The sequence below is a fragment of the Streptomyces sp. NPDC002403 genome, assembly GCF_053593015.1.
Genome location: NZ_JBSFBQ010000021.1, coordinates 113,229 through 133,623, shown reverse-complemented (window position 1 = coordinate 133,623; position 20,395 = coordinate 113,229). Strand labels below are relative to the sequence as shown.

23 protein-coding genes and 1 pseudogene are annotated in these 20,395 nt (G+C 70.7%); 12 read left to right on the top strand and 12 right to left on the bottom strand.

The genetic code is table 11. The features are described 5' to 3' along the window. The 3 genes and pseudogenes from ACWCPY_RS23270 to ACWCPY_RS23260 form a co-directional block, all read right to left on the bottom strand. Positions 1 to 81, bottom strand: a pseudogene (locus tag ACWCPY_RS23270) (electron transfer flavoprotein subunit beta); the annotation flags it as partial. Between the two features lie 203 nt (positions 82 to 284). After that, complete coding sequence (locus tag ACWCPY_RS23265) at positions 285 to 791, bottom strand: flavin reductase family protein (protein WP_451267835.1); 507 nt, start codon at positions 789 to 791, stop codon at positions 285 to 287. Between the two features lie 196 nt (positions 792 to 987). Next, positions 988 to 1,338: a TlpA family protein disulfide reductase gene (locus ACWCPY_RS23260; RefSeq protein ID WP_451267833.1), complete on the bottom strand. Its 351-nt coding sequence runs from the start codon at positions 1,336 to 1,338 to the stop codon at positions 988 to 990. Between the two features lie 194 nt (positions 1,339 to 1,532). Here ACWCPY_RS23260 and ACWCPY_RS23255 point away from each other — a divergent pair, with 194 nt between their 5' ends. Next, positions 1,533 to 2,255, top strand: coding sequence for a lysophospholipid acyltransferase family protein (locus tag ACWCPY_RS23255; RefSeq protein ID WP_124719298.1), 723 nt, complete (start codon positions 1,533 to 1,535; stop codon positions 2,253 to 2,255). A gap of 65 nt (positions 2,256 to 2,320) precedes the next feature. Here the strand turns inward: ACWCPY_RS23255 and ACWCPY_RS23250 are convergent, their stop codons facing one another. The 4 genes from ACWCPY_RS23250 to ACWCPY_RS23235 form a co-directional block, all read right to left on the bottom strand. Beyond that, entirely contained in the window at positions 2,321 to 2,920 is a 600-nt protein-coding gene (locus ACWCPY_RS23250) for a transglutaminase domain-containing protein (protein ID WP_451267831.1), read from the bottom strand. Positions 2,921 to 2,995: 75 nt separating this feature from the next. Further along, positions 2,996 to 4,075 carry a threonine aldolase family protein gene (locus tag ACWCPY_RS23245; protein WP_451267829.1) on the bottom strand — a complete coding sequence of 360 codons (1,080 nt, stop codon included), beginning with the start codon at positions 4,073 to 4,075 and terminating at the stop codon, positions 2,996 to 2,998. Next, positions 4,054 to 4,821 (bottom strand): SDR family NAD(P)-dependent oxidoreductase, encoded by a 768-nt coding sequence (locus ACWCPY_RS23240; RefSeq protein ID WP_451267827.1) that lies wholly within the window; start codon positions 4,819 to 4,821, stop codon positions 4,054 to 4,056. The genes ACWCPY_RS23245 and ACWCPY_RS23240 overlap by 22 nt, the downstream gene beginning before the upstream one ends. Positions 4,822 to 4,847: 26 nt before the next feature. Then, positions 4,848 to 6,245, bottom strand: coding sequence for a DUF6421 family protein (locus tag ACWCPY_RS23235; RefSeq protein WP_451267825.1), 1,398 nt, complete (start codon positions 6,243 to 6,245; stop codon positions 4,848 to 4,850). 317 nt (positions 6,246 to 6,562) lie between these two features. Here ACWCPY_RS23235 and ACWCPY_RS23230 point away from each other — a divergent pair, with 317 nt between their 5' ends. Then, positions 6,563 to 7,213, top strand: coding sequence for a glycerophosphodiester phosphodiesterase (locus ACWCPY_RS23230; protein WP_451267849.1), 651 nt, complete (start codon positions 6,563 to 6,565; stop codon positions 7,211 to 7,213). A gap of 30 nt (positions 7,214 to 7,243) precedes the next feature. Here the strand turns inward: ACWCPY_RS23230 and ACWCPY_RS23225 are convergent, their stop codons facing one another. Then, the gene (locus ACWCPY_RS23225) at positions 7,244 to 7,795 is read right to left on the bottom strand and encodes a GNAT family N-acetyltransferase (RefSeq protein ID WP_451267823.1); all 552 of its coding nucleotides are present in this window, start codon (positions 7,793 to 7,795) and stop codon (positions 7,244 to 7,246) included. A gap of 76 nt (positions 7,796 to 7,871) precedes the next feature. Here ACWCPY_RS23225 and ACWCPY_RS23220 point away from each other — a divergent pair, with 76 nt between their 5' ends. Continuing rightward, on the top strand, positions 7,872 to 8,258 hold the full coding sequence (locus ACWCPY_RS23220) for a VOC family protein (protein ID WP_451267821.1): 387 nt from the start codon (positions 7,872 to 7,874) through the stop codon (positions 8,256 to 8,258). Between the two features lie 10 nt (positions 8,259 to 8,268). On the opposite strand, the gene ACWCPY_RS23215 is transcribed toward ACWCPY_RS23220, so the two are convergent. After that, a complete protein-coding gene (locus ACWCPY_RS23215; protein ID WP_451267819.1) occupies positions 8,269 to 9,672 on the bottom strand; it encodes an aminotransferase-like domain-containing protein in 1,404 nt (467 codons plus the stop codon). Between the two features lie 106 nt (positions 9,673 to 9,778). Between ACWCPY_RS23215 and ACWCPY_RS23210 the strand changes: the two genes are divergently transcribed. From ACWCPY_RS23210 to ACWCPY_RS23180, 7 genes are all read left to right on the top strand, one after another. Further along, positions 9,779 to 11,032, top strand: a complete 1,254-nt coding sequence (locus ACWCPY_RS23210; protein ID WP_451267817.1) for a Tm-1-like ATP-binding domain-containing protein — start codon at positions 9,779 to 9,781, stop codon at positions 11,030 to 11,032. Positions 11,033 to 11,083: 51 nt separating this feature from the next. Beyond that, positions 11,084 to 11,908 (top strand): phosphoenolpyruvate hydrolase family protein, encoded by an 825-nt coding sequence (locus tag ACWCPY_RS23205; RefSeq protein ID WP_451267816.1) that lies wholly within the window; start codon positions 11,084 to 11,086, stop codon positions 11,906 to 11,908. Between the two features lie 132 nt (positions 11,909 to 12,040). After that, the gene (locus tag ACWCPY_RS23200) at positions 12,041 to 12,628 is read left to right on the top strand and encodes a DUF5134 domain-containing protein (RefSeq protein ID WP_451267814.1); all 588 of its coding nucleotides are present in this window, start codon (positions 12,041 to 12,043) and stop codon (positions 12,626 to 12,628) included. 86 nt (positions 12,629 to 12,714) lie between these two features. Continuing rightward, positions 12,715 to 13,650 carry a M56 family metallopeptidase gene (locus tag ACWCPY_RS23195; protein WP_451267812.1) on the top strand — a complete coding sequence of 312 codons (936 nt, stop codon included), beginning with the start codon at positions 12,715 to 12,717 and terminating at the stop codon, positions 13,648 to 13,650. Between the two features lie 33 nt (positions 13,651 to 13,683). Then, positions 13,684 to 14,382, top strand: coding sequence for a phosphatase PAP2 family protein (locus tag ACWCPY_RS23190; protein ID WP_451267810.1), 699 nt, complete (start codon positions 13,684 to 13,686; stop codon positions 14,380 to 14,382). A gap of 89 nt (positions 14,383 to 14,471) precedes the next feature. After that, on the top strand, positions 14,472 to 15,173 hold the full coding sequence (locus tag ACWCPY_RS23185) for an HAD family hydrolase (protein WP_451267808.1): 702 nt from the start codon (positions 14,472 to 14,474) through the stop codon (positions 15,171 to 15,173). A 69-nt stretch (positions 15,174 to 15,242) separates the two neighbouring features. Next, entirely contained in the window at positions 15,243 to 15,422 is a 180-nt protein-coding gene (locus ACWCPY_RS23180) for a hypothetical protein (RefSeq protein WP_329820653.1), read from the top strand. A gap of 99 nt (positions 15,423 to 15,521) precedes the next feature. Here ACWCPY_RS23180 and ACWCPY_RS23175 read toward each other — a convergent pair whose 3' ends face one another. Continuing rightward, a complete protein-coding gene (locus ACWCPY_RS23175) occupies positions 15,522 to 17,012 on the bottom strand; it encodes an LVIVD repeat-containing protein (protein WP_451267806.1) in 1,491 nt (496 codons plus the stop codon). Between the two features lie 157 nt (positions 17,013 to 17,169). On the opposite strand from ACWCPY_RS23175, the gene ACWCPY_RS23170 reads away from it, so the two are divergent. Together ACWCPY_RS23170 and ACWCPY_RS23165 are read left to right on the top strand one after the other, a co-directional pair. Continuing rightward, positions 17,170 to 17,856 (top strand): DUF305 domain-containing protein, encoded by a 687-nt coding sequence (locus ACWCPY_RS23170; RefSeq protein WP_451267804.1) that lies wholly within the window; start codon positions 17,170 to 17,172, stop codon positions 17,854 to 17,856. Positions 17,857 to 17,930: 74 nt separating this feature from the next. Beyond that, on the top strand, positions 17,931 to 19,346 hold the full coding sequence (locus ACWCPY_RS23165; protein WP_451267802.1) for an FAD-dependent oxidoreductase: 1,416 nt from the start codon (positions 17,931 to 17,933) through the stop codon (positions 19,344 to 19,346). A gap of 2 nt (positions 19,347 to 19,348) precedes the next feature. Here ACWCPY_RS23165 and ACWCPY_RS23160 read toward each other — a convergent pair whose 3' ends face one another. Further along, the gene (locus tag ACWCPY_RS23160) at positions 19,349 to 19,729 is read right to left on the bottom strand and encodes an ArsR/SmtB family transcription factor (RefSeq protein ID WP_451267800.1); all 381 of its coding nucleotides are present in this window, start codon (positions 19,727 to 19,729) and stop codon (positions 19,349 to 19,351) included. A gap of 222 nt (positions 19,730 to 19,951) precedes the next feature. Next, the gene (locus tag ACWCPY_RS23155) at positions 19,952 to 20,368 is read right to left on the bottom strand and encodes an acyl-CoA thioesterase (RefSeq protein ID WP_451267798.1); all 417 of its coding nucleotides are present in this window, start codon (positions 20,366 to 20,368) and stop codon (positions 19,952 to 19,954) included. Between the last annotated feature and the right edge of the window lie 27 nt (positions 20,369 to 20,395).

Sequence of the window (20,395 nt, the reverse complement as noted above, 5' to 3'; positions counted from 1 at the left end):
CACCGTCAGGTCATCGGCGAAATGCCGGTCGCCGGTGGCGTCGGGCACGTACTTCACACAGACAACGATCCTCAAGCTCACGCCGGCTCTCCTACTGCATCGTCATTTCCGGGGCTGCCTTGTTGCACGCAGCATAGGCGCCTGATGGGGCGGATTCCGGTCGGGGCGACCGACGCCCCGACCGGAAATATTACTAGCCAGTACACCCAGTGGCTCACCCATGAGCAAGCGCTCGGAACTGTGATCTGCCCAACGTGCGACGCCCATGTGCCGCCTGGGCGGGATCAGTCCCGCAGAGCGTTGAAGCGACCCTGGTGATAGAGGAGCGGACGGCCGCCTCCGGCCGGGTCGCCGACCACGGCCTGCGCGATGACGATCCGATGGTCCCCCGCCGGGACACGGGCGACCACACGGCAGACCAGCCACGCGAGTACGCCGTCGAGGACCGGTACTCCTTCGGGCCCGCTGCGCCAATAGGTGGACGGGCCGAACCGGTCGGCGCCGCTGCGGGCGAAAGTGGCGGCCAGCTCCTGCTGGTGCTCGCCGAGTATGTGGACGCCGACATGCTCCGCCTCGGCCAGGACCGGCCAACTGGAGGACGAGGTGCCGACACCGAAGGAGAGCAGTGGCGGCTCGGCGGCGACGGAGTTGAGCGAGGTGGCGGTGAAGCCGACCGGCCGGTCACCCGCGGCGGTGATCACGGCCACTCCGGCGGCATGCTGCCGGAAGACGGAGCGGAGAAGTTCGGGGGAACCCTGGCGTGTGGTGCCGAGCTCGGGCGAAGCCGTCATGGAGATGTCCTTCTGCGGAAGAGGCGTACGGGGCCGTGGTTGCTCAGGCACCCGGACAGCGCGCACTCGCATTGCGGGCGAGATCCACGTGGACCCGGCCGTAGAGAAGGAGTTCCGGCGGCATAGCGTCAGACTGACGATGCGTGGTGGGTGCAGTCAAGGGTGTTCCGCAATGTGGGAGATGTGTCACGGTCCGTCACATCGCCTGCCCCAGCGCGGCCACCACGTCGACGATGCGTGGCTGCCCGACCGCCCGGCGGACGATCCGGCCGGCCGCGTCGAGGACCAGCACGGTCGGCGTCCTGGTGATCCCCAGCTCCCGCACGAGAGTGAGATGCGTCTCGGCGTCGATCTCCACATGGGCCACGCCGTCCACCATGCGCGCCACCTCGCCGAGCGTGCGCCGGGTCGCCCGGCAGGGCTGGCAGAACGCGGTGGAGAACTGCACGAGCGTTGCCCGCTCCCCCAGTTCGGCGCCGAGCCCGGCCGCGTCCAGCGATCCCCCACGGGTCTGCCCGTCCACCCTCGTCCTCCTGTCAGAGCTCATCGCAAGAGGTCAGCGCCATCGGCCCGCGAGACATTCCCGGAGGTTCCACGTGACGAGAATCTCGCGCCCCGAGCCCTCGGAGACTGGCCACCGCGTCGCGCATGGGGCACGATCGGCGCAATGCCGCAAACCTACGGCTGCGTAACTTCCGCCGGGAGAACCCTCCTCAGGCGCTGAAGAAGGGTCTTCCCCAGATGGCAGAACTCGTCTATCGGCCGGTCATCGGCGCCGCTCGTACGTTTTTCAAGGCGCTTGACCTGAAGATCGACACCCAGGGTTCCGAGCACATCCCGAAGACCGGTGGCGCGGTACTGGTGAGCAATCACATCAGCTATCTGGACTTCATCTTCACCGGGCTCGCGGCCCTGCCGCAGAAGCGGCTCGTCCGCTTCATGGCGAAGGAGTCGGTCTTCCGCCACAAGGTCTCGGGACCTCTGATGCGCGGCATGAAGCACATCCCCGTCGACCGCAAGCAGGGTGAGGATGCCTACGCGCACGCGCTCGCCTCGTTGCGCTCGGGCGAGATCGTCGGCGTGTTTCCCGAGGCCACCATCTCGGAGTCGTTCACGCTGAAGAGCTTCAAGTCGGGCGCCGCCCGTCTGGCCCAGGAGGCCGGTGTACCACTGATCCCGATGGCGCTGTGGGGGACGCAGCGGCTGTGGACCAAGGGTCGGCCGCGCAATTTCAAGCGCAACCACGTGCCGGTGACGATCCGGGTCGGCGAGCCCGTGGAGGCGCCCACCGATCAGTACGCGGGCGCGATCACCCGGCGGCTGCGGGAACGGGTCCAGGAGCTCCTGGAGGCGGCCCAGCGTGCCTATCCCGTGCGCCCGAAGGACGCGAGCGACACCTGGTGGGTGCCCGCCCACCTCGGCGGTACGGCCCCGACCCCCGCCGAGGTGCGGGAGAAGAGCTGACGCGACCCGAACGTCACTCCGGGTGCCGGACACCGGTCCGCGCCCCGGGGTGCGCTCTCCCCGGTTCAGAGCACCGTGGGAAGGGTGCGCCACAGCTGCGGGCGGTTCCCGGCGGACCTCAGGCCGCGCAGCACCGCCGGATGCGGAGCCGCGTGGAGGAGCGGGTAGTCCACCTCGCCGAACTCCGGGCGTACGGGCCACGCCAGCCGCTCCTCGTCGAGCGAGAATCGCGCGTCGACGCCCGGCTTGTTGCCGCGGGGGTCCTGGCGGTCCCAGCGGTCACGGCCGGGCAGCCGGACCGCGATGAGCCCGTGCACGGGACCGGGACCCCCGTCGTCGTCGGCGAGCGCCTGGTAACAGAGGGCGGCCGGGATGCCCGCCGCGCGCAGGAGGGCGGCCAGGGCATGGGACTTGGCATGACAGATGCCGTTGCGTGTCGCGAGGACGTCGGAGGCGCGCCAGGCGACACGCATGTCACCGGAGTCGGCGGAGTGCGCAATGGTGTCGCGTACGAAGGCATAGGCGGCGGCCGCGTATGCATATGCGTCGGCGGTGTCGCCACGAAGCCCGGCGACCGTCTCCCGCACCAACGGATGCTCGTGGTCGATGGCCTCGTCGGCTACGAGATAGGCGGAAAGCTCCGGGACCTGCTGGATCAGCTCCATGGCCGCAGAGCGTAGGTATGCGGCCGACCCGACGTCAATGACTTTCCGGTCGACCGCATACCTATTCAGTTCTGGCTACTTCGCCATCTCTTCCTTCAGCGCGAGGACGAACGCGTCGACGTCGTCCTCCGTCGTGTCGAAGGCGCACATCCAGCGCACATCGCCGGCCGCCTCGTCCCAGAAGTAGAAGCGGAAGCGCTTCTGCAGCCGCTCGCTCACCTCGTGCGGCAACCGGGCGAAGACGGCGTTGGCCTGGACGGGGTGGAGGATCTCCACCCCGTCCACCGCGCGCACGCCCTCGGCGAGCCGCTGGGCCATCGCGTTGGCATGCCGGGCGTTGCGCAGCCAGAGATCTCCGGCGAGGAGCGCCTCCAGCTGCACGGAGACGAAACGCATCTTCGACGCGAGCTGCATCGACAGCTTGCGCAGATGCTTCATGGCGCGGACGGCGTCCGGGTTCAGGACGATCACGGCCTCGCCGAAGACCGCTCCGTTCTTCGTGCCGCCGAAGGACAGGACGTCGACGCCGACGGTGTTGGTGAACGTACGCATCGGTACGTCCAGCGACGCCGCCGCGTTGGCTATCCGGGCCCCGTCCAGATGGACCTTCATGCCGTGTCCGTGGGCGTGGTCGCAGATGGCGCGGATCTCGTCGGGGGTGTAGACCGTGCCCAGCTCGGTGTTCTGGGTGATCGAGACGACCTGCGGCATGGCCCGGTGCTCGTCGTCCCAGCCGTACGCCTGCCGGTCGATGAGCTCGGGGGTGAGCTTGCCGTCCGGGGTGGGCACGGTGAGCAGCTTGAGGCCGCCCACCCGCTCCGGGGCTCCGCCCTCGTCCACGTTGATATGAGCGGACTCGGCACAGATCACGGCGCCCCAGCGGTCGGTCATCGCCTGGAGGGAGACGACGTTGGCGCCGGTTCCGTTGAACACCGGGAAGGCTTCGGCGGTGGGGCCGAAGTGGCTGTGCATGACGCGCTGGAGGTGCTCGGTGTACTCGTCCTCGCCGTAGGCGATCTGGTGACCGCCGTTGGCGAGGGCGAGTGCCGCGAGGATCTCCGGGTGCGTGCCCGCGTAGTTGTCGCTGGCGAAGCCGCGGAGCTGCGGGTCGTGGCGGCGCCGCGCGTCGGTCCTTACGGTTGTGGGGTCAGCCACAGGCGCTTTCCGTTCACTTCCGGGGCGGGCCGGTCCCAGACGCCGACGATGGCATCGGCCAGTTCCTTGACGTCGGTGAAGCCCGCGAATTTCGCATTCGGGCGCTCGGCGCGCATCGCGTCGTGCACCAGTGCCTTGATGATCAGGATCGCAGCCGCCGTCCTCGGCCCTTCGTCGCCCCCCGCCTTGCGGAACGCGTCCGCCAGCGCGAGCGTCCAGGCCTCGGCCGCCGCCTTCGACGCGGCGTAGGCCGCGTTTCCGGCGGTGGGCTTGCTCGCCCCGGCCGCACTGATCAGCACATAGCGCCCCCGGTCGCTGCGCTGCAGCCCCTCCTGGAAGGCCAGCGAGGTGTGCTGGACCGTACGGATCAGCAGCTTCTCCAGCAGGTTCCAGTCGGCGAGGTCCGTCTCGGCGAAGCTCGCGCTGCCGCGCCAGCCGCCGACGAGGTGGACCAGGCCGTCGATCCGGCCGAATTCCTTCTCGGTCTTGTCCGCCCATTCGCGGGCGGCGCCGAGGTCCAGCAGATCGACCGTGTCACCGGTGACGGTGGCGCCGCCGTGGGCGTAGCGCGCGGCGTCGACCGCCTCGGCCAGGCGTGCCGCGTCCGCGTCGGAGGCGACGACCGTCGCACCGGCCTCGGCGAGCCTCATCAGTGCGGCCCGGCCGGCCGGGCCCGCGGCCCCGGCCACCGCGACCACGGCACCTTCGAGAGCACCGCTCCCGTTGCCCCTGCCGTTTGCGTTCATGGCCACCGCCTCCTCAGACCCGGCGCTCACGCGGCTGCCTGCTCGGCATCCGCGGCGGTGATCCCCTTGGTCGAGGCGATCACGTTCTTCAGTTTCTTGGACAGCGCCTCATAGAACATGCTCAGGGGAAACTCGTCCGGAAGCACGTCGTCGACGAGCTTACGCGGCGGCTGCGACAGGTCCAGGGCGTCCGGGCCCTTGGCCCAGCGGGAGCCCGGGTGCGGGGCGAGGTAGGTCGAGACCAGGTCGTACGCGGCGAACCAGTGGACGAGCTTGGGGCGGTCGATGCCGTCGCGGTAGAGCTTCTCGATCTCGGCGCAGAGCTGGTTGGTGATCTGCGGGGCCCGGTCCCAGTCGATCTTCAGCGTGTTGTCGGTCCAGCGGACCACGTCGTGCTTGTGGAGGTAAGCGAAGAGCAGCTGGCCGCCGAGGCCGTCGTAGTTGCGGACGCGCTCGCCGGTGACGGGGAAGCGGAACATCCGGTCGAACAGCACGGCGTACTGCACGTCACGGCCCTGGGCGAAGCCGTCGGCCTCCAGCTTCACGGCCTCCTTGAAGGCCGTGAGGTCGCAGCGGAGCTCTTCGAGGCCGTACATCCAGAACGGCTGTCGCTGCTTGATCATGAAGGGGTCGAAGGGCAGATCGCCGTGGCTGTGCGTCCGGTCGTGGACCATGTCCCAGAGCACGAAGGCCTGCTCGCAGCGCTGCTGGTCGGCGACCATGTCGCGGATGTCGTCGGGCAGCTCGACGCCGAGCAGCTCGACCGAGGCCTCGGTGACCCGGCGGAAGCGGGCCGCCTCGCGGTCGCAGAAGATGCCGCCCCAGCTGAAGCGCTCGGGGGCCTCGCGCACGGCGATGGTCTCCGGGAAGAGCACGGCGGAGTTGGTGTCGTAACCCGAGGTGAAGTCCTCGAAGGTGATGCCGCAGAACAGCGGGTTGTCGTAGCGGGTCGCTTCGAGCTCGGCCAGCCACTCGGGCCAGACCATCCGCAGCACGACCGCTTCGAGGTTGCGGTCCGGGTTGCCGTTCTGCGTGTACATCGCGAAGACGACCAGGTGCTGCAGTCCGTCGGTGCGGTCCTTGGCCGGCTGGAAGGCGAGCAGCGAGTCGAGGAAGTCCGGCACACCGAAGCCGTCCGCGGCCCAGCGGTGCAGGTCCGCGGCGAGGGCGCGGTGGTACGCGGCGTCGTGCGGCAGCAGCGGGGAGAGCTCCTCGACCGCGGCGATCACGCGGTCGAGCGTCGACCGGGCGGCCTCGGGGGACGGCGCGCCCTCGGCCTCGAAGTCGATGGAACCGTCCTTCGACTGCCAGGGGCGGATCTCCTCCACGGCATTCCTGAGCACGGGCCAGGCAGGATGATCGACCACCCGCTGATCCGTGGCTATGCCGCCCGCAGTGGCGTCCTGCACAAGAATTTCCGTCATAACACTTCCTTCACAGGAGAACCTCGCGTTAAGCAACCGTATCCATGTGCTGTTCCTTGAGACAAGTGGGCCCCAGAAAATTATCCTGCCGCCCCCCATGGTCACCGCGATTCTTCCTGCGCATACCGCTCCCGGCGGACACTTCCGTCGGCCTGGTGCGCGTCGCGGGTGTCCGCCCTTCCTCTCTGCGCCGACGCGGTTAGGCTGCCGGATCGCCGTATGCCGTAGCGCCTCGTGGGTAGGAGCCGCGCGCGGGAAGACGCCGTCGACGGAAGAGGGTTGCCTTGTCTTTTCTCACCATCGGACATCGCGGAGTGATGGGTGTCGAGCCGGAGAACACCCTGCGCTCGTTCGTCCACGCCGAACGGGCCGGAATGGACGCGATCGAACTGGACCTTCATCTGAGCAAGGACGGCGCGCTGGCCGTCATGCACGACGCCGACGTGGACCGCACGACGGACGGCACAGGGCCGATCAACGAGAAGACCCTGTCCGAACTGCGGGAACTCGATGCCGGACAGGGCGAACGGGTGCCGGTCTTCGAGGAGGTGCTCGACGCCGTACGGTCCCCCGTGCAGGCCGAGATCAAGGACGCGGCCGCGGCCCGCGCCCTGGCCGAAGTGATGCTGCGGCGCGGTCTCACCGACCGGGTCGAGGTGTCCTCGTTCCATGACGAGGCGGTGGCCGAGATCGCCCGGCTGGTGCCGGGGGTACGGACCGTGCTCATCGCCAGCCGCTGGCAGGGCGATGTGGTGGACCGGGCGAAGGCGGTGGGGGCGGCGACGCTGGCGCTGAACATCCGCCGCCTCACCCTGGAGGTGACCGAACGGGCGCATGCCGAGGGGCTGAAAGTGATCGGCTGGGTGGTGAACACCCAGGACCATCTGCGGCTGGCACGCGCCCTGCGGCTGGACGGCGCGACCACCGACTACCCGGAGATCCGCCGCGCCGGCCGCTTCACCGCCTGATCGGGGAGGGGCCCGGAGCCGTCCCTCGGCTCAGACCAGGTCCTTGACCAGCAGTTCGAAGGCGAGGTCGTCGCGCTGCGGAATACCGAAGCGCTCGTCGCCGTACGGGAACGGGCTGAGCTTTCCCGTACGGCGGTAGCCGCGCCGCTCGTACCAGGCGATCAGCTCCTCGCGCACCGAGATCACGGTCATGTGCATCTCACTCACGCCCCAGCTCTCCCGCACGGTGCGCTCGGCCTCGGCGATGATCACCTTGCCGAGCCCGGCCCCCTGGAGTCCGGGACGGACCGCGAACATGCCGAAGTAGGCGGCTTCGCCGCGGTGTTCGAGCTGACAGCAGGCGACGAGCTCGCCGTCGCGCTCCACCACGAGCAGCCGGCTGCCGGGCGCCTCGACGACCTGCCGCACACCGTCCGGGTCCGTCCGCTGCCCCTGCAGGATGTCCGCCTCGGTGGTCCATCCGGCCCGGCTGGAGTCCCCGCGGTACGCCGACTCGATCAGCGTCACCAGCGCGGGCACATCGGCGCCGGCGGCGTCGCGGAAGGTCAGCTGTACCGGGTCCTGGGCGGGGGCTGTGTCCATGGCGGTGGCTCTCCGTTTCTGTCCTGTGGCCGTGCCGGAGCAGCGTAACCCGGCTGCCCGAACTAGATTCGGGCACATGGTTCATGTGCTGAGCAGCCGGATCCTGTTGCACCCGGCCGACCCCGAGCGCTCGCGGATCTTCTACGGGGAGGCCCTCGGGCTGCCCGTCTACCGGGAGTTCGGCACCGGTCCCGAGCGGGGCACGGTCTACTTCCTCGGCGGAGGCTTCCTGGAGGTGTCCGGACGCGCCGCCGGACCGCCGGTGCCCGGCCTGGAGCTGTGGATGCAGGTGGCGGACGTGCGGGCGGCGCACGAAGAGCTCTCGGCCCGCGCCGTCGAGGTGCTGCGGGAGCCGGTGCGCGAGCCCTGGGGTCTGGTCGAGATGTGGATCCGCGATCCGGACGGGCACCGGATCGTCATGGTGGAAGTACCGGCGGACCACCCGCTGCGCTACCGCCCCTGAGCCTCCGCCGCTAACGGCTTCGCCGCGCGCAGTCGACGAGCACGGGCAGGGCCTTCTCCAGGCCGCCGTCCCGGTCGGCGAAGGGGAGCCGCACATGGTGGCGGAAGCCGTCCACGGCGGAGAAGGCCGGGCCGGGGACGATCAGTACGCCCGCGCGGCGGGCCAGTTGCGCGGTGGCCTCGGCGTCGGCGCCGGGGATCTCCACCCAGAGCGCGGAGCCCCCGTCGGGCCGCTCCCATCGCCAGCCGGTGTGCTGGTCGCGCAGGAGCCGTTCGGTCTCCGTCAGGCGTTCGCGCAGCCGGGAGCGGCGCAGGGCCCGGGCCTCGGGCAGTCGCCGGAGCAGCTTCACGGCCAGCATCTGGTCCACGACCGGGCAGGACAGGTCCACGGACTTCTTGATGTCGGCCAGGCGGCGGATGACAGTGGTGGAGGCGCGGATCCAGCCCAGCCGGAGGCCGCCCCAGAAGAGCTTGGACAGGGTGCCGACGGTGGCCGTGGCGGCGGGCGGCAGCAGGCCGGCCAGGGAGACCGGCGCGGCGTCGTGGTGCAGGGACAGTTCGGCGTAGGCGTTGTCCTCCACCGTGTACAGGCCCTGTTCGGCCAGTACGGCGGCCCAGGCGCGGCGGGTGGGCTCGTCCATGCCGAGGCCGGTGGGGTTGTGGAGGGACGGCTGCAGATAGACGAGGCGCGGGCGGACATGGCCGCCCAGCCGGGCCAGTGCGCGGGCGCCGTCGGCCCCGTCGGCGGGCAGCGGGACCAGCCGGGCGCCACGTCCGCGCAGCGCTTCGAGGGCGCCCCGGTAGGTCGGGTCCTCCACGATCACCGTGTCACCGGGCTCGACCAGGCCCTGGGTGATGAGCCAGACGGCCTGCTGGGATCCGGCGGTCACCAGGATCTGTTCGGCAGTGGTCGGCAGGCCCGCGGAGCGGTGGTACTCGGCGATCCCCTCGCGCAGCTCGGGCAGCCCGTACGGGAGGTAGCCGTCACCGGCCAGCGCGGGGGTGAGGTCGTCGGCGGATAGCTCGCCGACCGCCGCCGCGACCGCGGACAGGCCGTCCAGCGCGCCGCTGGACAGGTCGATGCCGCCGTCCCTGGTACCGAAGCTGGCCAGCCGTCCCTCGGTCGCGGGTTCGCCCATCGAGCCCGAGCCCCGCAGCCGGGAGCCGCTGCCCTGCCGGCTCTCCAGCCACCCCTCGGCCTCCAGCAGACCGTACGCGGCGGTCACCGTACTGCGGCTGACCCCCAGCGCCGTCGCCAGGGCGCGCTGCGAGGGGAGCACCGTGCCCGGTGCCACGTCTCCGCGCTGCGCCAGTTCGCGCAGCGCCTGCGCCAGCAGCCGCGGCATCGCGCCCGTGCCGTCCTTGGACCACCCGGTCAGCAGGCGGGACAGCCGGGTGGGAGGAATCCGGTCCATGCCCCCCATCATCGCCCGCCGCAGGCCAATTGCCGTCAAGTGGTCTTTGCCGCCCTCCGACGGCTCGCACATGATCGGGAGAACGCCGTTGCAAAGGAGCAGGAACATGGCGACCGTGGTGCTCGTCGGGACGCTGGACACCAAGGGGGCGGAGTACGCGTGGCTCTCGGCGCGGCTCCGTGAATCGGGATGCGACGTGGTGCTCGTCGATGCCGGGGTGATGCCGTCACCCGTCGGCAGCCCCGCGGGTGACATCGACGCCGCGGCCGTCGCGCGCCGCGCCGGGCACGGCCTGGAGGCGCTGCGCGCCGCCGGTGACCGTGGTGCGGCGGTGACGGCCATGGCCGAGGGCGTCGAACGGATCGTCGGTGATCTGCACCGGGAAGGACAGTTGCACGCGGTGCTGGCCGTGGCCGGGAGCGGTGGGTCCTTCATCGCCGCGCGCGCCATGCAGGCTCTTCCCATCGGTGTTCCGAAGGTGCTGGTGTCCACCATGGCCAGCGGGGACGTGTCGCCGTACGTGGGCAGCAGCGACATCACCATGATGTACAGCGTGGTCGACGTGGCGGGGATCAACTCCGTGTCGTCCCAGATCCTGGGCAACGCGGCGGCCGCGGCGGCCGGCATGGCCATCCATCACGAGCGGAGCCTGAAGCGGTCGGAGCCCCAGGGGCGTCCGCTGATCGGCGCCAGCATGTTCGGCGTCACCACCCCCGCGGTCGACGCCGCCCGCCGTCGGCTGGACGAGCTGGGCTACGAGGTCCTGGTCTTCCACGCCACGGGTGCGGGCGGGCGGGCGCTGGAGAAGCTCGCCTCGGGCGGGTTCCTCGCCGGTGTCCTGGACCTGACCACCACCGAGCTCGCGGACGAGCTGGTGGGCGGCGTGCTCAGCGCCGGCCCCGACCGGCTCACCGCGGCGGGCCGGGCGGGCCTGCCGCAGGTGGTCGCGCCCGGCGCACTGGACATGGTCAACTTCGGCGCCGCCGACACCGTCCCGGAACGCTTCGCGGACCGTCACCTCCTCGTGCACAACCCCACCGTCACCCTGATGCGCACCACGCCCGAAGAGATGGCCGGACTCGGTGCCTCCATGGGGCGGAAACTGGCCTCGGCACACGGTCCGACGGCAGTGCTCTGGCCGCTGGGCGGTGTCTCCGCCGTGGACGCCCCGGGCGGCCCGTTCCACGACCCGGAGGCCGACGCGGCCGGACTGGCGTCGCTGCGCACGGCCCTGCGGGGCAGCACCGTCGATCTGCGTGAGATCGGCGCCCATCTCAACGACCCGTCGTTCGCCGTCGCCGCCGCCGACCACCTCCACCAGCTGATCACCACCCGGAGCCGTTCGCACCCGGACGTCTGAGCCCTCAGAGCCACAGCAGCGAGAACACACCCACCGAACAGGAGCCCATCAGTGAACCGCAAGGAAGCCCTGGCCCGCCTGACCGAGCAGGTCCGGACCGGCCGGGCCGTCATCGGCGCGGGCGCAGGCACCGGCCTGTCCGCCAAGTGCGCGGAGGCCGGCGGCGTCGACCTGCTGATCATCTACAACTCCGGCCGGTACCGGATGGCCGGCCGGGGCTCACTGGCGGGCCTGCTGCCCTACGGCGACGCCAACGCCATCGTGCTCGACATGGCGGGCGAGGTCCTCCCCGTGGTGCGGGACGTCCCCGTGCTCGCCGGTGTGTGCGGCACCGACCCGTTCCGGATCATGGGCAACTTCCTCGACCAGCTGAAGGCCGTCGGCTTCACCGGCGTACAGAACTTCCCCACCGTCGGGCTGTACGACGGCAAGTTCCGCGAGAACCTCGAAGAGACCGGCATGGGTTTCGGCCTGGAGATCGACATGATCCGCCAGGCCCACGAACGCGATCTGCTCACCGCGCCCTACGTGTTCGACCCCGACCAGGCCGCCGAAATGGCGCGGGCGGGTGCCGATGTGCTCGTTCCGCACGTCGGGCTGACCACCAAGGGTTCCATCGGCGCCTCGACCGCGCTCACGCTCGATCAGGCCGCCACCGCCGTGCAGGAGATGCACGACGCGGCCAAGCGCGTCAAACCCGGCATCATCGTGCTGTGTCACGGCGGGCCGATAGCCGAGCCCGAGGACGCCCGCTACGTCCTGGAGCACACCTCCGGGATCGCCGGCTTCTTCGGCGCCTCGTCCATGGAACGGCTGCCCACGGAACGCGCCATCACCGAGCAGGCACGCGCCTTCAAGTCCCTCACGCTCGGCTGACAAGGGGCAGGAAGCACAGCGCGCGGCGGGAACACTCCCTCCGCGCGCTCCCCTTGTACCTCAGTGCGCCGCGTACGACGGTCCCTGCCCGGGCATCGATCTGGAGCGTGCGGCAATTGGGGGTGGTGCGCTGTGCACGGACCGGCGGTGTCGGGCTGGCTACTGACTGCGTTGTGCGCGATCACGGGTGCGTACTGCCTGTTGCGCACCCGCGGCGAGACCGGTGAGGGGCGCAGAACGGCTCGTGCGGAGGCCCTGATGGGCTTCGGTATGGCCGCCATGGCGGTGCCTGCGGCCGTCGTGACACCCCCCGCGTGGGCATGGGCGGTGTACGCGGTGCTGTTCGGCGCGGCTTCACTGCGCGCGCTGTGGTTCTCCCGGCACAGTGGGCACCATCTGCACCACCTGGTCGGCTCCGCGGCCATGGTCTACATGGCGCTGACCATGGCGCCCGGCGGCGTGGCACACGGCGGGCACGCCGGCCACGGGGTCACGGCGACCGCGGGGGGCGTGCCCCTGCTGACCGGGCTGCTGCTGGCCTACTACGCGGCGTACGTACTGCGGTCGGGGGCCCGGTTGATACCCGTGGCCGCCGGCGGTGCCGTGACGGCCGGTGGCGGTGGTCCTGCCGGGGGCTCCTGGGCTGCGCGGCCCGAGCTGGCGCTCGCCTGCCGGCTGACGATGGGGATGGCCATGTTCGCGATGCTGCTCACTTTGTGAGACAGCGGGCCGGGCAAACCGTGGTGTGCGTCACTTGACGTGCACAGCCATATCCGTGGCTGCCGCGCCCCTCATAGGCTGACGCCATGTTGGTCTCCCTCGCACTGCTGCTGCTCGGTGCACTGGCCGCCGTCCTGACCCCACGGCTGATGGCCAGGGCCCGGTGGCCGGAGCGCGAGCCCGTGGTGGCGCTGTGGGTATGGCAGTGCGTGGTGGCCGGGGTGCTGATCTCCTTCGCGCTCTCCATGACGTTCAGCGCGGCCGCCGCCTGGCAGGCGGTGCGCGGCCATGTGTTCGCCCCGGCGCCGCGTGCCGTGGTGGAGGCGTACGCACTGGGCGGGCACGGGCGGTGGTCGGCCGTCATGGCCGTGCTGCTGGCGCTCGGCGGGGTGTGGTCGGCGGTGATGCTGACCAGGGAGATCCACCGGGCCCAGGTGCGTCGCAGGCAGCGGCGCGCCGAACTGCTGGTACGTGCCCCGCTGCTGCCCGGCGAGGAGCCGGGCAGCGGGCGTCTCGTCGTGCTGGAGGGAGAGCGTCCGGATGCCTGGTGGCTGCCGGGTGCCGCGCCCCAACTGGTCATCACCACCACCGCACTCCGGCGCCTGAAAGGGCGTCAGCTGGACGCGGTGCTGGCCCATGAGCAGGGGCACGCGAAGGCGCGGCACGACTGGCTGCTGCACTGTTCCGGCGCGCTCGCGACCGGGTTCCCGCAGGTTCCGGTGTTCGCGGCCTTCCGCGACGAGATGCACCGGCTGGTCGAACTGGCCGCGGACGATGTGGCGTCCAAGCGTTTCGGACGGCTGACGATCGCCCTGGCCCTGGTGGAACTCAACGAGGACCGGGGCGTGTTCGGCCCCTGCCCGGCGCCGGACGCACAGCTGCCGCTGCGGGTGAACCGGCTGCTGACCCCGGCGGACCGGCTCACCGCGGGCCGTCGGCTCCGGCTGACCGCGGCGGCCGCGCTGGTGCCGGTGGTTCCGCTCCTGGTGGCCCTCATTCCGGGACTCAGTGCACTGCGATAGCCAGGGGCGGCGGCCGTCCGGGAAGATCACCCCATGCCGTCCCCGCAGCTCTCCCCGTCCACCCGTACCCGCTCCCGTGTCACGCCCTTCGGGGCGGGTGCGGTCTGTGCGCTTCTCGCACTGGCCGTACTGATCCTCGTCGCGGTGCGCTGGTCACCGCTGATGACGCTGGACCGTGATGTCGCGGACGCCCTGCACCGCAGGGCGGTGACCGAACCCGGTCTGGTGCACGTCAACCGGATCCTGACCGACTGGGCATGGGATCCGTGGACCATGCGTGCCCTGATCACGGTGGCCGTGGTGGCTCTGTGGTGGCGCGGGGCGCGGGTGCTCGCGCTGTGGGTGGCGGCGACGAGCGTGCTGTCCGCCTTGGTCCAGCAGGGGCTGAAGTCGGCGGTCGGCCGGGAGCGGCCGCACTGGCCCGACCCGGTGGACTCCGCCCATTACGCGGCGTTCCCCTCGGGTCACGCGATGACGGCGATGGTGAGCTTCGGTCTGCTGCTCTGGCTGTTGCGACGGTACGGGGCCGGGCCCCGGCTGTGGCGGACCGCACTGGTCGTGGCGTGCGTCTCGGTCGTCGGGGTGGGCCTGACCCGGCTCTATCTGGGGGTGCACTGGTTGAGCGACGTACTGGGCGGCTGGCTGTTCGGGGCGGCCCTGGTCGCCCTCTCGATCGACGGATTCGCCCGCTACGAGCGGCGCGGCGGGCGACGCCGGACCCGCAGTTCCTGAACCGGCCGGTACGGCCCCGTCCCGCCGTGCCCGCACCGGGACCCGGCCCGTCTTGCCCCGGTGCCCCCGTGCCGGGGAGGATCGCGGGCATGCAGATCAAGGGTGTGCTCTTCGACTTCTCCGGGACCCTCTTCCGGATCGAGCCGGTCCGGTCCTGGTTGCGCGCGGCCCTCGCCGAGCGGGGGGTGGCGGTGGGCGAGGCCGACTTCGAGCGGTACGTGGGCGAGCTGGAGGCCGCCGGGGCCCTGCCGGGCGGCCCGTCCCCCCGGCACGTCCCCGCCCGGCTCGCCGCCGCGTACGCCACCCGCGACCAGAGCGCGGAACTGCACCGGGAGGCGTACACCGGACTGGCCCGGCAGGTGGAGCTGCCGGATCCCGGGCTGTACGACGCGCTGTACGAGCGGCACCGGGCACCCGCCGCCTGGCAGCCGTACCCGGACGCGGCGGAGGTGCTCGGCGCGCTGCACGACGGGGGCACCCGGATCGGGGTGGTCAGCAACATCGGCTGGGACCTGCGGCCGGTCTTCCGGGCGCACGGCCTGGACCATCTGATCGATGCCTATGTGCTGTCGTACGAGCACGGCGTGCAGAAGCCGGACTCACGGCTCTTCCACACGGCCTGCACATTTCTCGGGCTGGATCCGGCGGATGTGGTGATGGTCGGCGACGACCGGCACGCGGACGGCGGGGCCGCCGCGCTGGGCTGTGACGTGCGGTTCGTGCAGCATCTGCCGGTGGAGGAGCGGCCCGACGGACTGCGGACGCTCGAACTGGTGCAGGGCGTTGCCTGACAGACATGTGAGAGATGTCCCTGACGCCCAATGGGTCTGATTGTCACATCGGGGCCTTAGCCTGTATCCATGTCCCGTTCTCCGCGCTCCTCCGACTCCACGCGCACTGCCGCCGAGGTGAACAAAGAGATCCGCGACCTGTGGCAGCGCTCGGGCGGCTGCCTGTCCCCGGAGGACGAGGAGCAGTACCAGCGCCTGCTGGTGGAGTGGGCCGCGGCGACGGGCGGCACCGCCCGGACCGCCGCCTGACGCGACGCGGCGCCCCGCACGGCGGGGGAACCGCCCTGCGGGGCGCCTTCGGCGCCCGGTGGAGCCGGCTGCCGCCGGCCGGGTGGAGGATCCGGCCGGTCAGCGGTCGAAGTACTCCGGCTGTGTCTGCACATTGAGCTCGTCCAGCCGCACCCGCTTCGCCGGGTCGGTCCGCCGGTCGTCGAGCTTCAGGACGTCGAAGCCCTTGGCTATGTCGTTGGAGTAGATGTAGCCGTTGTAGTAGTACGCCGACCAGGGGCCGGCCGTGGTGACGGCGTCGGTGCTGACCGGGCCGCGCTCGAAGTAGCCGATCTCCTTCGGCTTCGACGAGTCGGTGAAGTCCCACACCGACACCCCGCCCTGGTACCAGGCCTGGACCATCAGGTCGCGACCCTTGACCGGGATGATCGAACCGTTGTGGGCGACGCAGACCTCGGTGTCGGCCTGCGGGCGGTCGATCTTGAAGTAGCTGCGGAAGACCAGCTTGCGGTGGTCTCCCCTGCCGACGATGTCGTAGATGCCGTTGGCGCCGCGCTTCGGGCCGATCTCCTCGTTGCAGGTGGCCGCGCCACCGCCGCCGAGCTCATCGGTGAAGACGACCTTGTCCGTCGTCTGGTTGAACGTCGCCGAGTGCCAGAAGGCGAAGTTCACGTTGTCCTGCACCCGGTCGATGATCTTCGGCTTCTCCGGGTCCTTGATGGAGAACAGCAGGCCGTCGCCCATGCAGGCACCGGCGGCCAGGTCCTTCGAGGGCAGCACGGTGATGTCGTGGCATCCGGTGGTCTTGGAGACGCCCGGGTTCTGCGGAGCACCCGGGTTGCCACCGTCCGGGAAGAGCACCGGGAAGTTCACGACCGCGGCCTTCTCGGGCGCGTTGCGCGGCACCTTGATGACGGAGATCCCGTCGTGCGGCGGCTGGCAGTCGGGGAACGTCTCACTCGGCGAGTACGAGGAGACGTACACGTACACGTTCTTGCGCTCGGGGACCAGGGTGTGGGTGTGCGATCCGCACGCGGTCTCGACGGCGGCGACGTACTTCGGGTTGCGCTTGTCGCTGATGTCGAAGACCTTCATGCCCTCCCAGGAGGACTTCTCCGTGGCGGGCTGGGTGGTACTGGTACAGGAGTTGTCGCTGCGCGAGGAGTCGGTGGACAGGAAGAGCAGGTCGCCCGAGACCGAGATGTCGTTCTGCGAGCCGGGGCACAGGACCTGCGCGACCGTCTTCGGGGACCTGGGGTTGCTGATGTCGAAGATCCGGAAACCGTCGTAGTTCCCGGCGAAGGCGTACTTCCCCTGGAAGGCCAGGTCCGTGTTGAGGCCCTTGAGCGCGTCCTTCGGAACGTTGGCCAGGTGGGTGATGTTGTCGCTGTGGACGATCTCGTCCACACCGGGTACCTCGCCACTGCTGATGGCGGCCGTGGCTTCGGCCCGCTGGGCGGCGGAGACCTCGGTCCGGGCCGCGGCCGTGTCACCGGGGTCGGGCGTCGCGGCCGCGGGTCCGGCCATCAGCAGAGTGGCCAGCAGGCCGGCGGCGGCCGCCGCCGCACCCAGGCGTCTGCGCCGCACCGGGCTCGTGTGCAACGAATTCACTGCGTCCTCCCATGGATCCGAACGTAGTTGAACGGTTCACGGACCTCGGCAGTATCGTCCTTCCCATGGTGATCCCAACAGATGGCAACAGAGACGTAACGAAAGTTTCTGATCACCGCAGTGCGGAAGCGTGTCAGGACGATTGACAATCGCCCATATGGCCATGGAGGTCCACTTGTTGATCCGCCGTCAGACCATGTGTGTACGCAGATCCGTTCTCGTCGCGGCTGCCGTGTCCGCCGCCCTCGCCCTCACCGCGTGCGATGCGGGAGACGATGGGAGTCGTACGAAGGCGCAGGCCGGCGGGGGGCCCTCAGTGGTGGCGCCGGGGAAGCCGGGCGAGCCCGCTCGGACCCTCTCCGCCGAGGAGGCCGCGCAGGCCGCCGGGGACGACACCCCCAACTCGGCCGACTACCGCTATGCGCAGATGATGATCCAACATCACGCCCAGGCCCTGGAGTTGACCGCGCTCGTCCCGTCCCGCTCCGACTCCCCCTCGGTCAAACGGCTCGCCGAACGCATCACGGCGAGCCAGAAACCGGAGATCGGCGCCATGGAGGGGTGGCTCACGCACAACGGCGGCGACCGGCGGAAGTCCGCCCATGACCACTCGGCGATGCCCGGCATGGCGACCCCGGCGCAGCTGAAGGAGTTGCGCGAGGCGGACGGAGCCGCCTTCGACAAGCTCTTCCTCACCTTGATGATCACCCACCACCAGGGAGCGATCACGATGGCGACCGAGGTGCTCGCGGAGGGCAACAACGTACAGATCGAGGAGATGGCCGGGGACGTCGTCGCCCAGCAGACGGTGGAGATCAACAGAATGCGCTCCATGTCGTCCTGATGCCCGCGCGTCCCTCTCCCCGCGCTCCGCCCACCGGTGCCATGCTGGAGGGGTCCTCGGGGAAGAGGTACGCCGTGCTCCGTGTCGCCGTCGTCGGCTCCGGTCCCAGCGGGGTCTACACCGCCCAGGCCCTGGTCGCGCAGGACCGGGTTCCCGATGTCCGGGTCCATGTCCTGGACCGGCTCCCCTGCCCGTACGGCCTGGTGCGCTACGGGGTCGCCCCGGACCACGAGAAGATCAAGTCGCTGCAGAACAGCCTGCGGACCGTTCTGGAACACGAGCGGATCACCTTCCTCGGAAACGTCGAGGTGGGCGGTGACGGGATCCCGCCCGAGCGGCTCGGCGAGCTCTACGACGCGGTGGTCTACTGCGTCGGGGCCGCGACCGACCGCGCGCTCGCCGTCCCCGGCGAGGATCTGCCCGGCAGTTGCTCCGCCACCGAGTTCGTCTCCTGGTACAGCGCGCACCCGGACGCGGCCGCCGACGGCTTCGCGCTCCGGGCGCGTTCGGTCGTGGTGATCGGGGTCGGCAATGTGGCGGTGGACGTGGCGCGGATTCTCGCGCGCAGCGCGCGGGAGCTGCGTCCCACCGATGTACCGCACGGTGCGCTCGGCGCACTGGCCGGCAGCCGGGTGCACGAGATCCACATGGCGGGCAGGCGCGGGCCGTCACAGGCCAGGTTCACCACCAAGGAACTGCGCGAGCTGGGCGGGCTGCCACAGGCCCGGGTCGTGGTGGACGAGGCCGAGCTCGCCCGCGATCCGGCGTACGCACATCCGTCCGCCCGGCCCCCGGCCCTGTCCTCGCCTCCGAACGCGCCGCCCCTGACGGCGGCGGCGCGGCGCAATATGGAGGTCCTGCGCGGTTGGGCCGCCGCCGGCGAAGCGGGAGCGGGTACCGGCGGGCATCCGGGGCGCACCATCCACCTGCGGTTCTTCCTGCGCCCCGTCGAGCTGCTGGAGCGGGACGGCCGGGTCGCCGGGGTGCGCTTCGCCCGTACGGTGCCGGACGGCAGCGGGGGCGTACGCGACGCCGGTACGTACGAGGACGTCCCCGCCCAGCTCGTGCTGCGGGCGGTCGGCTACCGCGGGATTCCGCTGCCCGGCCTGCCCTTCGACCCGGTGCGCGGCACGGTGCCGCATCTCGCGGGGCGGGTGCTGCGGGACGGGGTGCCGTCGCCCGGGGAGTACGTGGCCGGGTGGATCAAACGGGGACCGACCGGAGTCATCGGCTCGAACCGGTCGTGCGCGAAGGAGACGGTGGCTTCACTGCTCGACGACGCCCCCCTGCTCACCGGGGGCGCCTCGGCACCCGATCCGGTGGCGGCGCTGCGGGCGTGGGGACTGCGCCCGGTGGAGTGGGACGGCTGGCTGTCCATCGAGCGGGCGGAGACGGCGCTGGGCCGGTCGCTGGGCCGGGAGCGGGTGAAGATCCCGGACTGGGCGGGGCTGCTGAGCGCCGCGCGCGGTGGCGGCAAGGGCGGTGGGTGAGGCTATCGGTCCTCGCCGATGCGCTGTACCTGGCGGTTCGCCGCGTCGAGGACACGGCCGAGGAGCCCGGGGAACAGCGCCTCCAGGTCGTCACGCCGCAGGCCGTTCATCTTGGCCGTGCCCCGGTAGATCTGCTGGACGATCCCGTTCTCGCGCAGCACCCGGAAGTGGTGCGTGGACGTCGACTTGGACACCGGCAGATCGAAACAGGAGCAGGAGAGCTCGGACTCGGCCGCGGCCAACTCGCGGACGATGCGCAGTCGTATCGGGTCGGAGAGCGCGTGGAGCACCCCTTCGATACGGATCTCGTCGCGCGCGGGGTGGTCGAGCACGCGGCCGCCGGCCTCGGTGGCGCTTGCGGCAGGGGTGCTGGCGGGGGTCACGACGGCTCCACTTCCTGGGACTGTTCCGGTTCCATGACGGGGATCGTTCCGGCCCATAATACGAGACCCATCGTAGTTCAGCATTCACCGGACGGTGGGTCCGTCACGCCTCGGCCCGTGTGTGCGATGCCGCCTCACGGGCGCCGATGAGCTCGGCGCCCCGAACCGCCACCGCACACACACCGGAATCGTGAGGACCCGACGAATCGACGGGGCCTCCCGTCACCCGCGGAGCAGGTCCGGGTTCTCCGCGAGCGAGTCGAGATGGGCGGCCGGGTCGGCGATCAGCTTGCGGGCCGCCAGGTCGAGCATCCCCGCCACACCCGTGACCTCCGCCGCGACGGTGCCGTCCTCCTTGAGGATCTGCTGGGCGACCGTGAACGTCTTTCCCTCGCCGTACACGAACCGGCAGGTCACCCGCACCCGGTCGCCGCCGCGGAGCTCCCGCAGGAACTTCACCGTCGTCTCCAGTGCGACCGGGCCGACGCCGCTGGCCAGCAGCTTGTCCTGCGGCAGGCCGGCGGCGCGCAGAAGCTCCCAGCGGGCGTGCTCGGCGTACTGGAGATAGACGGCCTGGTTCAGATGTCCCTGCGTGTCGAGCTCGTAGCCCCGGACGGTCACGTCAACAAAAAAGGTCATGAACGGCCCAACCCCATGGCGTCTTCC

Excerpts from the sequence above, each read along its gene's own strand:
- ACWCPY_RS23265 (WP_451267835.1), bottom strand. The coding sequence starts at position 791 with ATGACGGCTTCGCCCGAGCTCGGCACCACACGCCAGGGTTCCCCCGAA.
- ACWCPY_RS23190 (WP_451267810.1), top strand. The coding sequence starts at position 13,684 with ATGCCGTCCCCGCAGCTCTCCCCGTCCACCCGTACCCGCTCCCGTGTC.
- ACWCPY_RS23255 (WP_124719298.1), top strand. The coding sequence starts at position 1,533 with ATGGCAGAACTCGTCTATCGGCCGGTCATCGGCGCCGCTCGTACGTTT.
- ACWCPY_RS23215 (WP_451267819.1), bottom strand. The coding sequence starts at position 9,672 with ATGGACCGGATTCCTCCCACCCGGCTGTCCCGCCTGCTGACCGGGTGG.
- ACWCPY_RS23260 (WP_451267833.1), bottom strand. The coding sequence starts at position 1,338 with ATGAGCTCTGACAGGAGGACGAGGGTGGACGGGCAGACCCGTGGGGGA.
- ACWCPY_RS23210 (WP_451267817.1), top strand. The coding sequence starts at position 9,779 with ATGGCGACCGTGGTGCTCGTCGGGACGCTGGACACCAAGGGGGCGGAG.
- ACWCPY_RS23185 (WP_451267808.1), top strand. The coding sequence starts at position 14,472 with ATGCAGATCAAGGGTGTGCTCTTCGACTTCTCCGGGACCCTCTTCCGG.
- ACWCPY_RS23225 (WP_451267823.1), bottom strand. The coding sequence starts at position 7,795 with ATGGACACAGCCCCCGCCCAGGACCCGGTACAGCTGACCTTCCGCGAC.
- ACWCPY_RS23220 (WP_451267821.1), top strand. The coding sequence starts at position 7,872 with ATGGTTCATGTGCTGAGCAGCCGGATCCTGTTGCACCCGGCCGACCCC.
- ACWCPY_RS23250 (WP_451267831.1), bottom strand. The coding sequence starts at position 2,920 with ATGGAGCTGATCCAGCAGGTCCCGGAGCTTTCCGCCTATCTCGTAGCC.
- ACWCPY_RS23240 (WP_451267827.1), bottom strand. The coding sequence starts at position 4,821 with ATGAACGCAAACGGCAGGGGCAACGGGAGCGGTGCTCTCGAAGGTGCC.
- ACWCPY_RS23170 (WP_451267804.1), top strand. The coding sequence starts at position 17,170 with ATGGCCATGGAGGTCCACTTGTTGATCCGCCGTCAGACCATGTGTGTA.
- ACWCPY_RS23235 (WP_451267825.1), bottom strand. The coding sequence starts at position 6,245 with ATGACGGAAATTCTTGTGCAGGACGCCACTGCGGGCGGCATAGCCACG.
- ACWCPY_RS23155 (WP_451267798.1), bottom strand. The coding sequence starts at position 20,368 with ATGACCTTTTTTGTTGACGTGACCGTCCGGGGCTACGAGCTCGACACG.
- ACWCPY_RS23195 (WP_451267812.1), top strand. The coding sequence starts at position 12,715 with ATGTTGGTCTCCCTCGCACTGCTGCTGCTCGGTGCACTGGCCGCCGTC.
- ACWCPY_RS23180 (WP_329820653.1), top strand. The coding sequence starts at position 15,243 with ATGTCCCGTTCTCCGCGCTCCTCCGACTCCACGCGCACTGCCGCCGAG.
- ACWCPY_RS23230 (WP_451267849.1), top strand. The coding sequence starts at position 6,563 with ATGGGTGTCGAGCCGGAGAACACCCTGCGCTCGTTCGTCCACGCCGAA.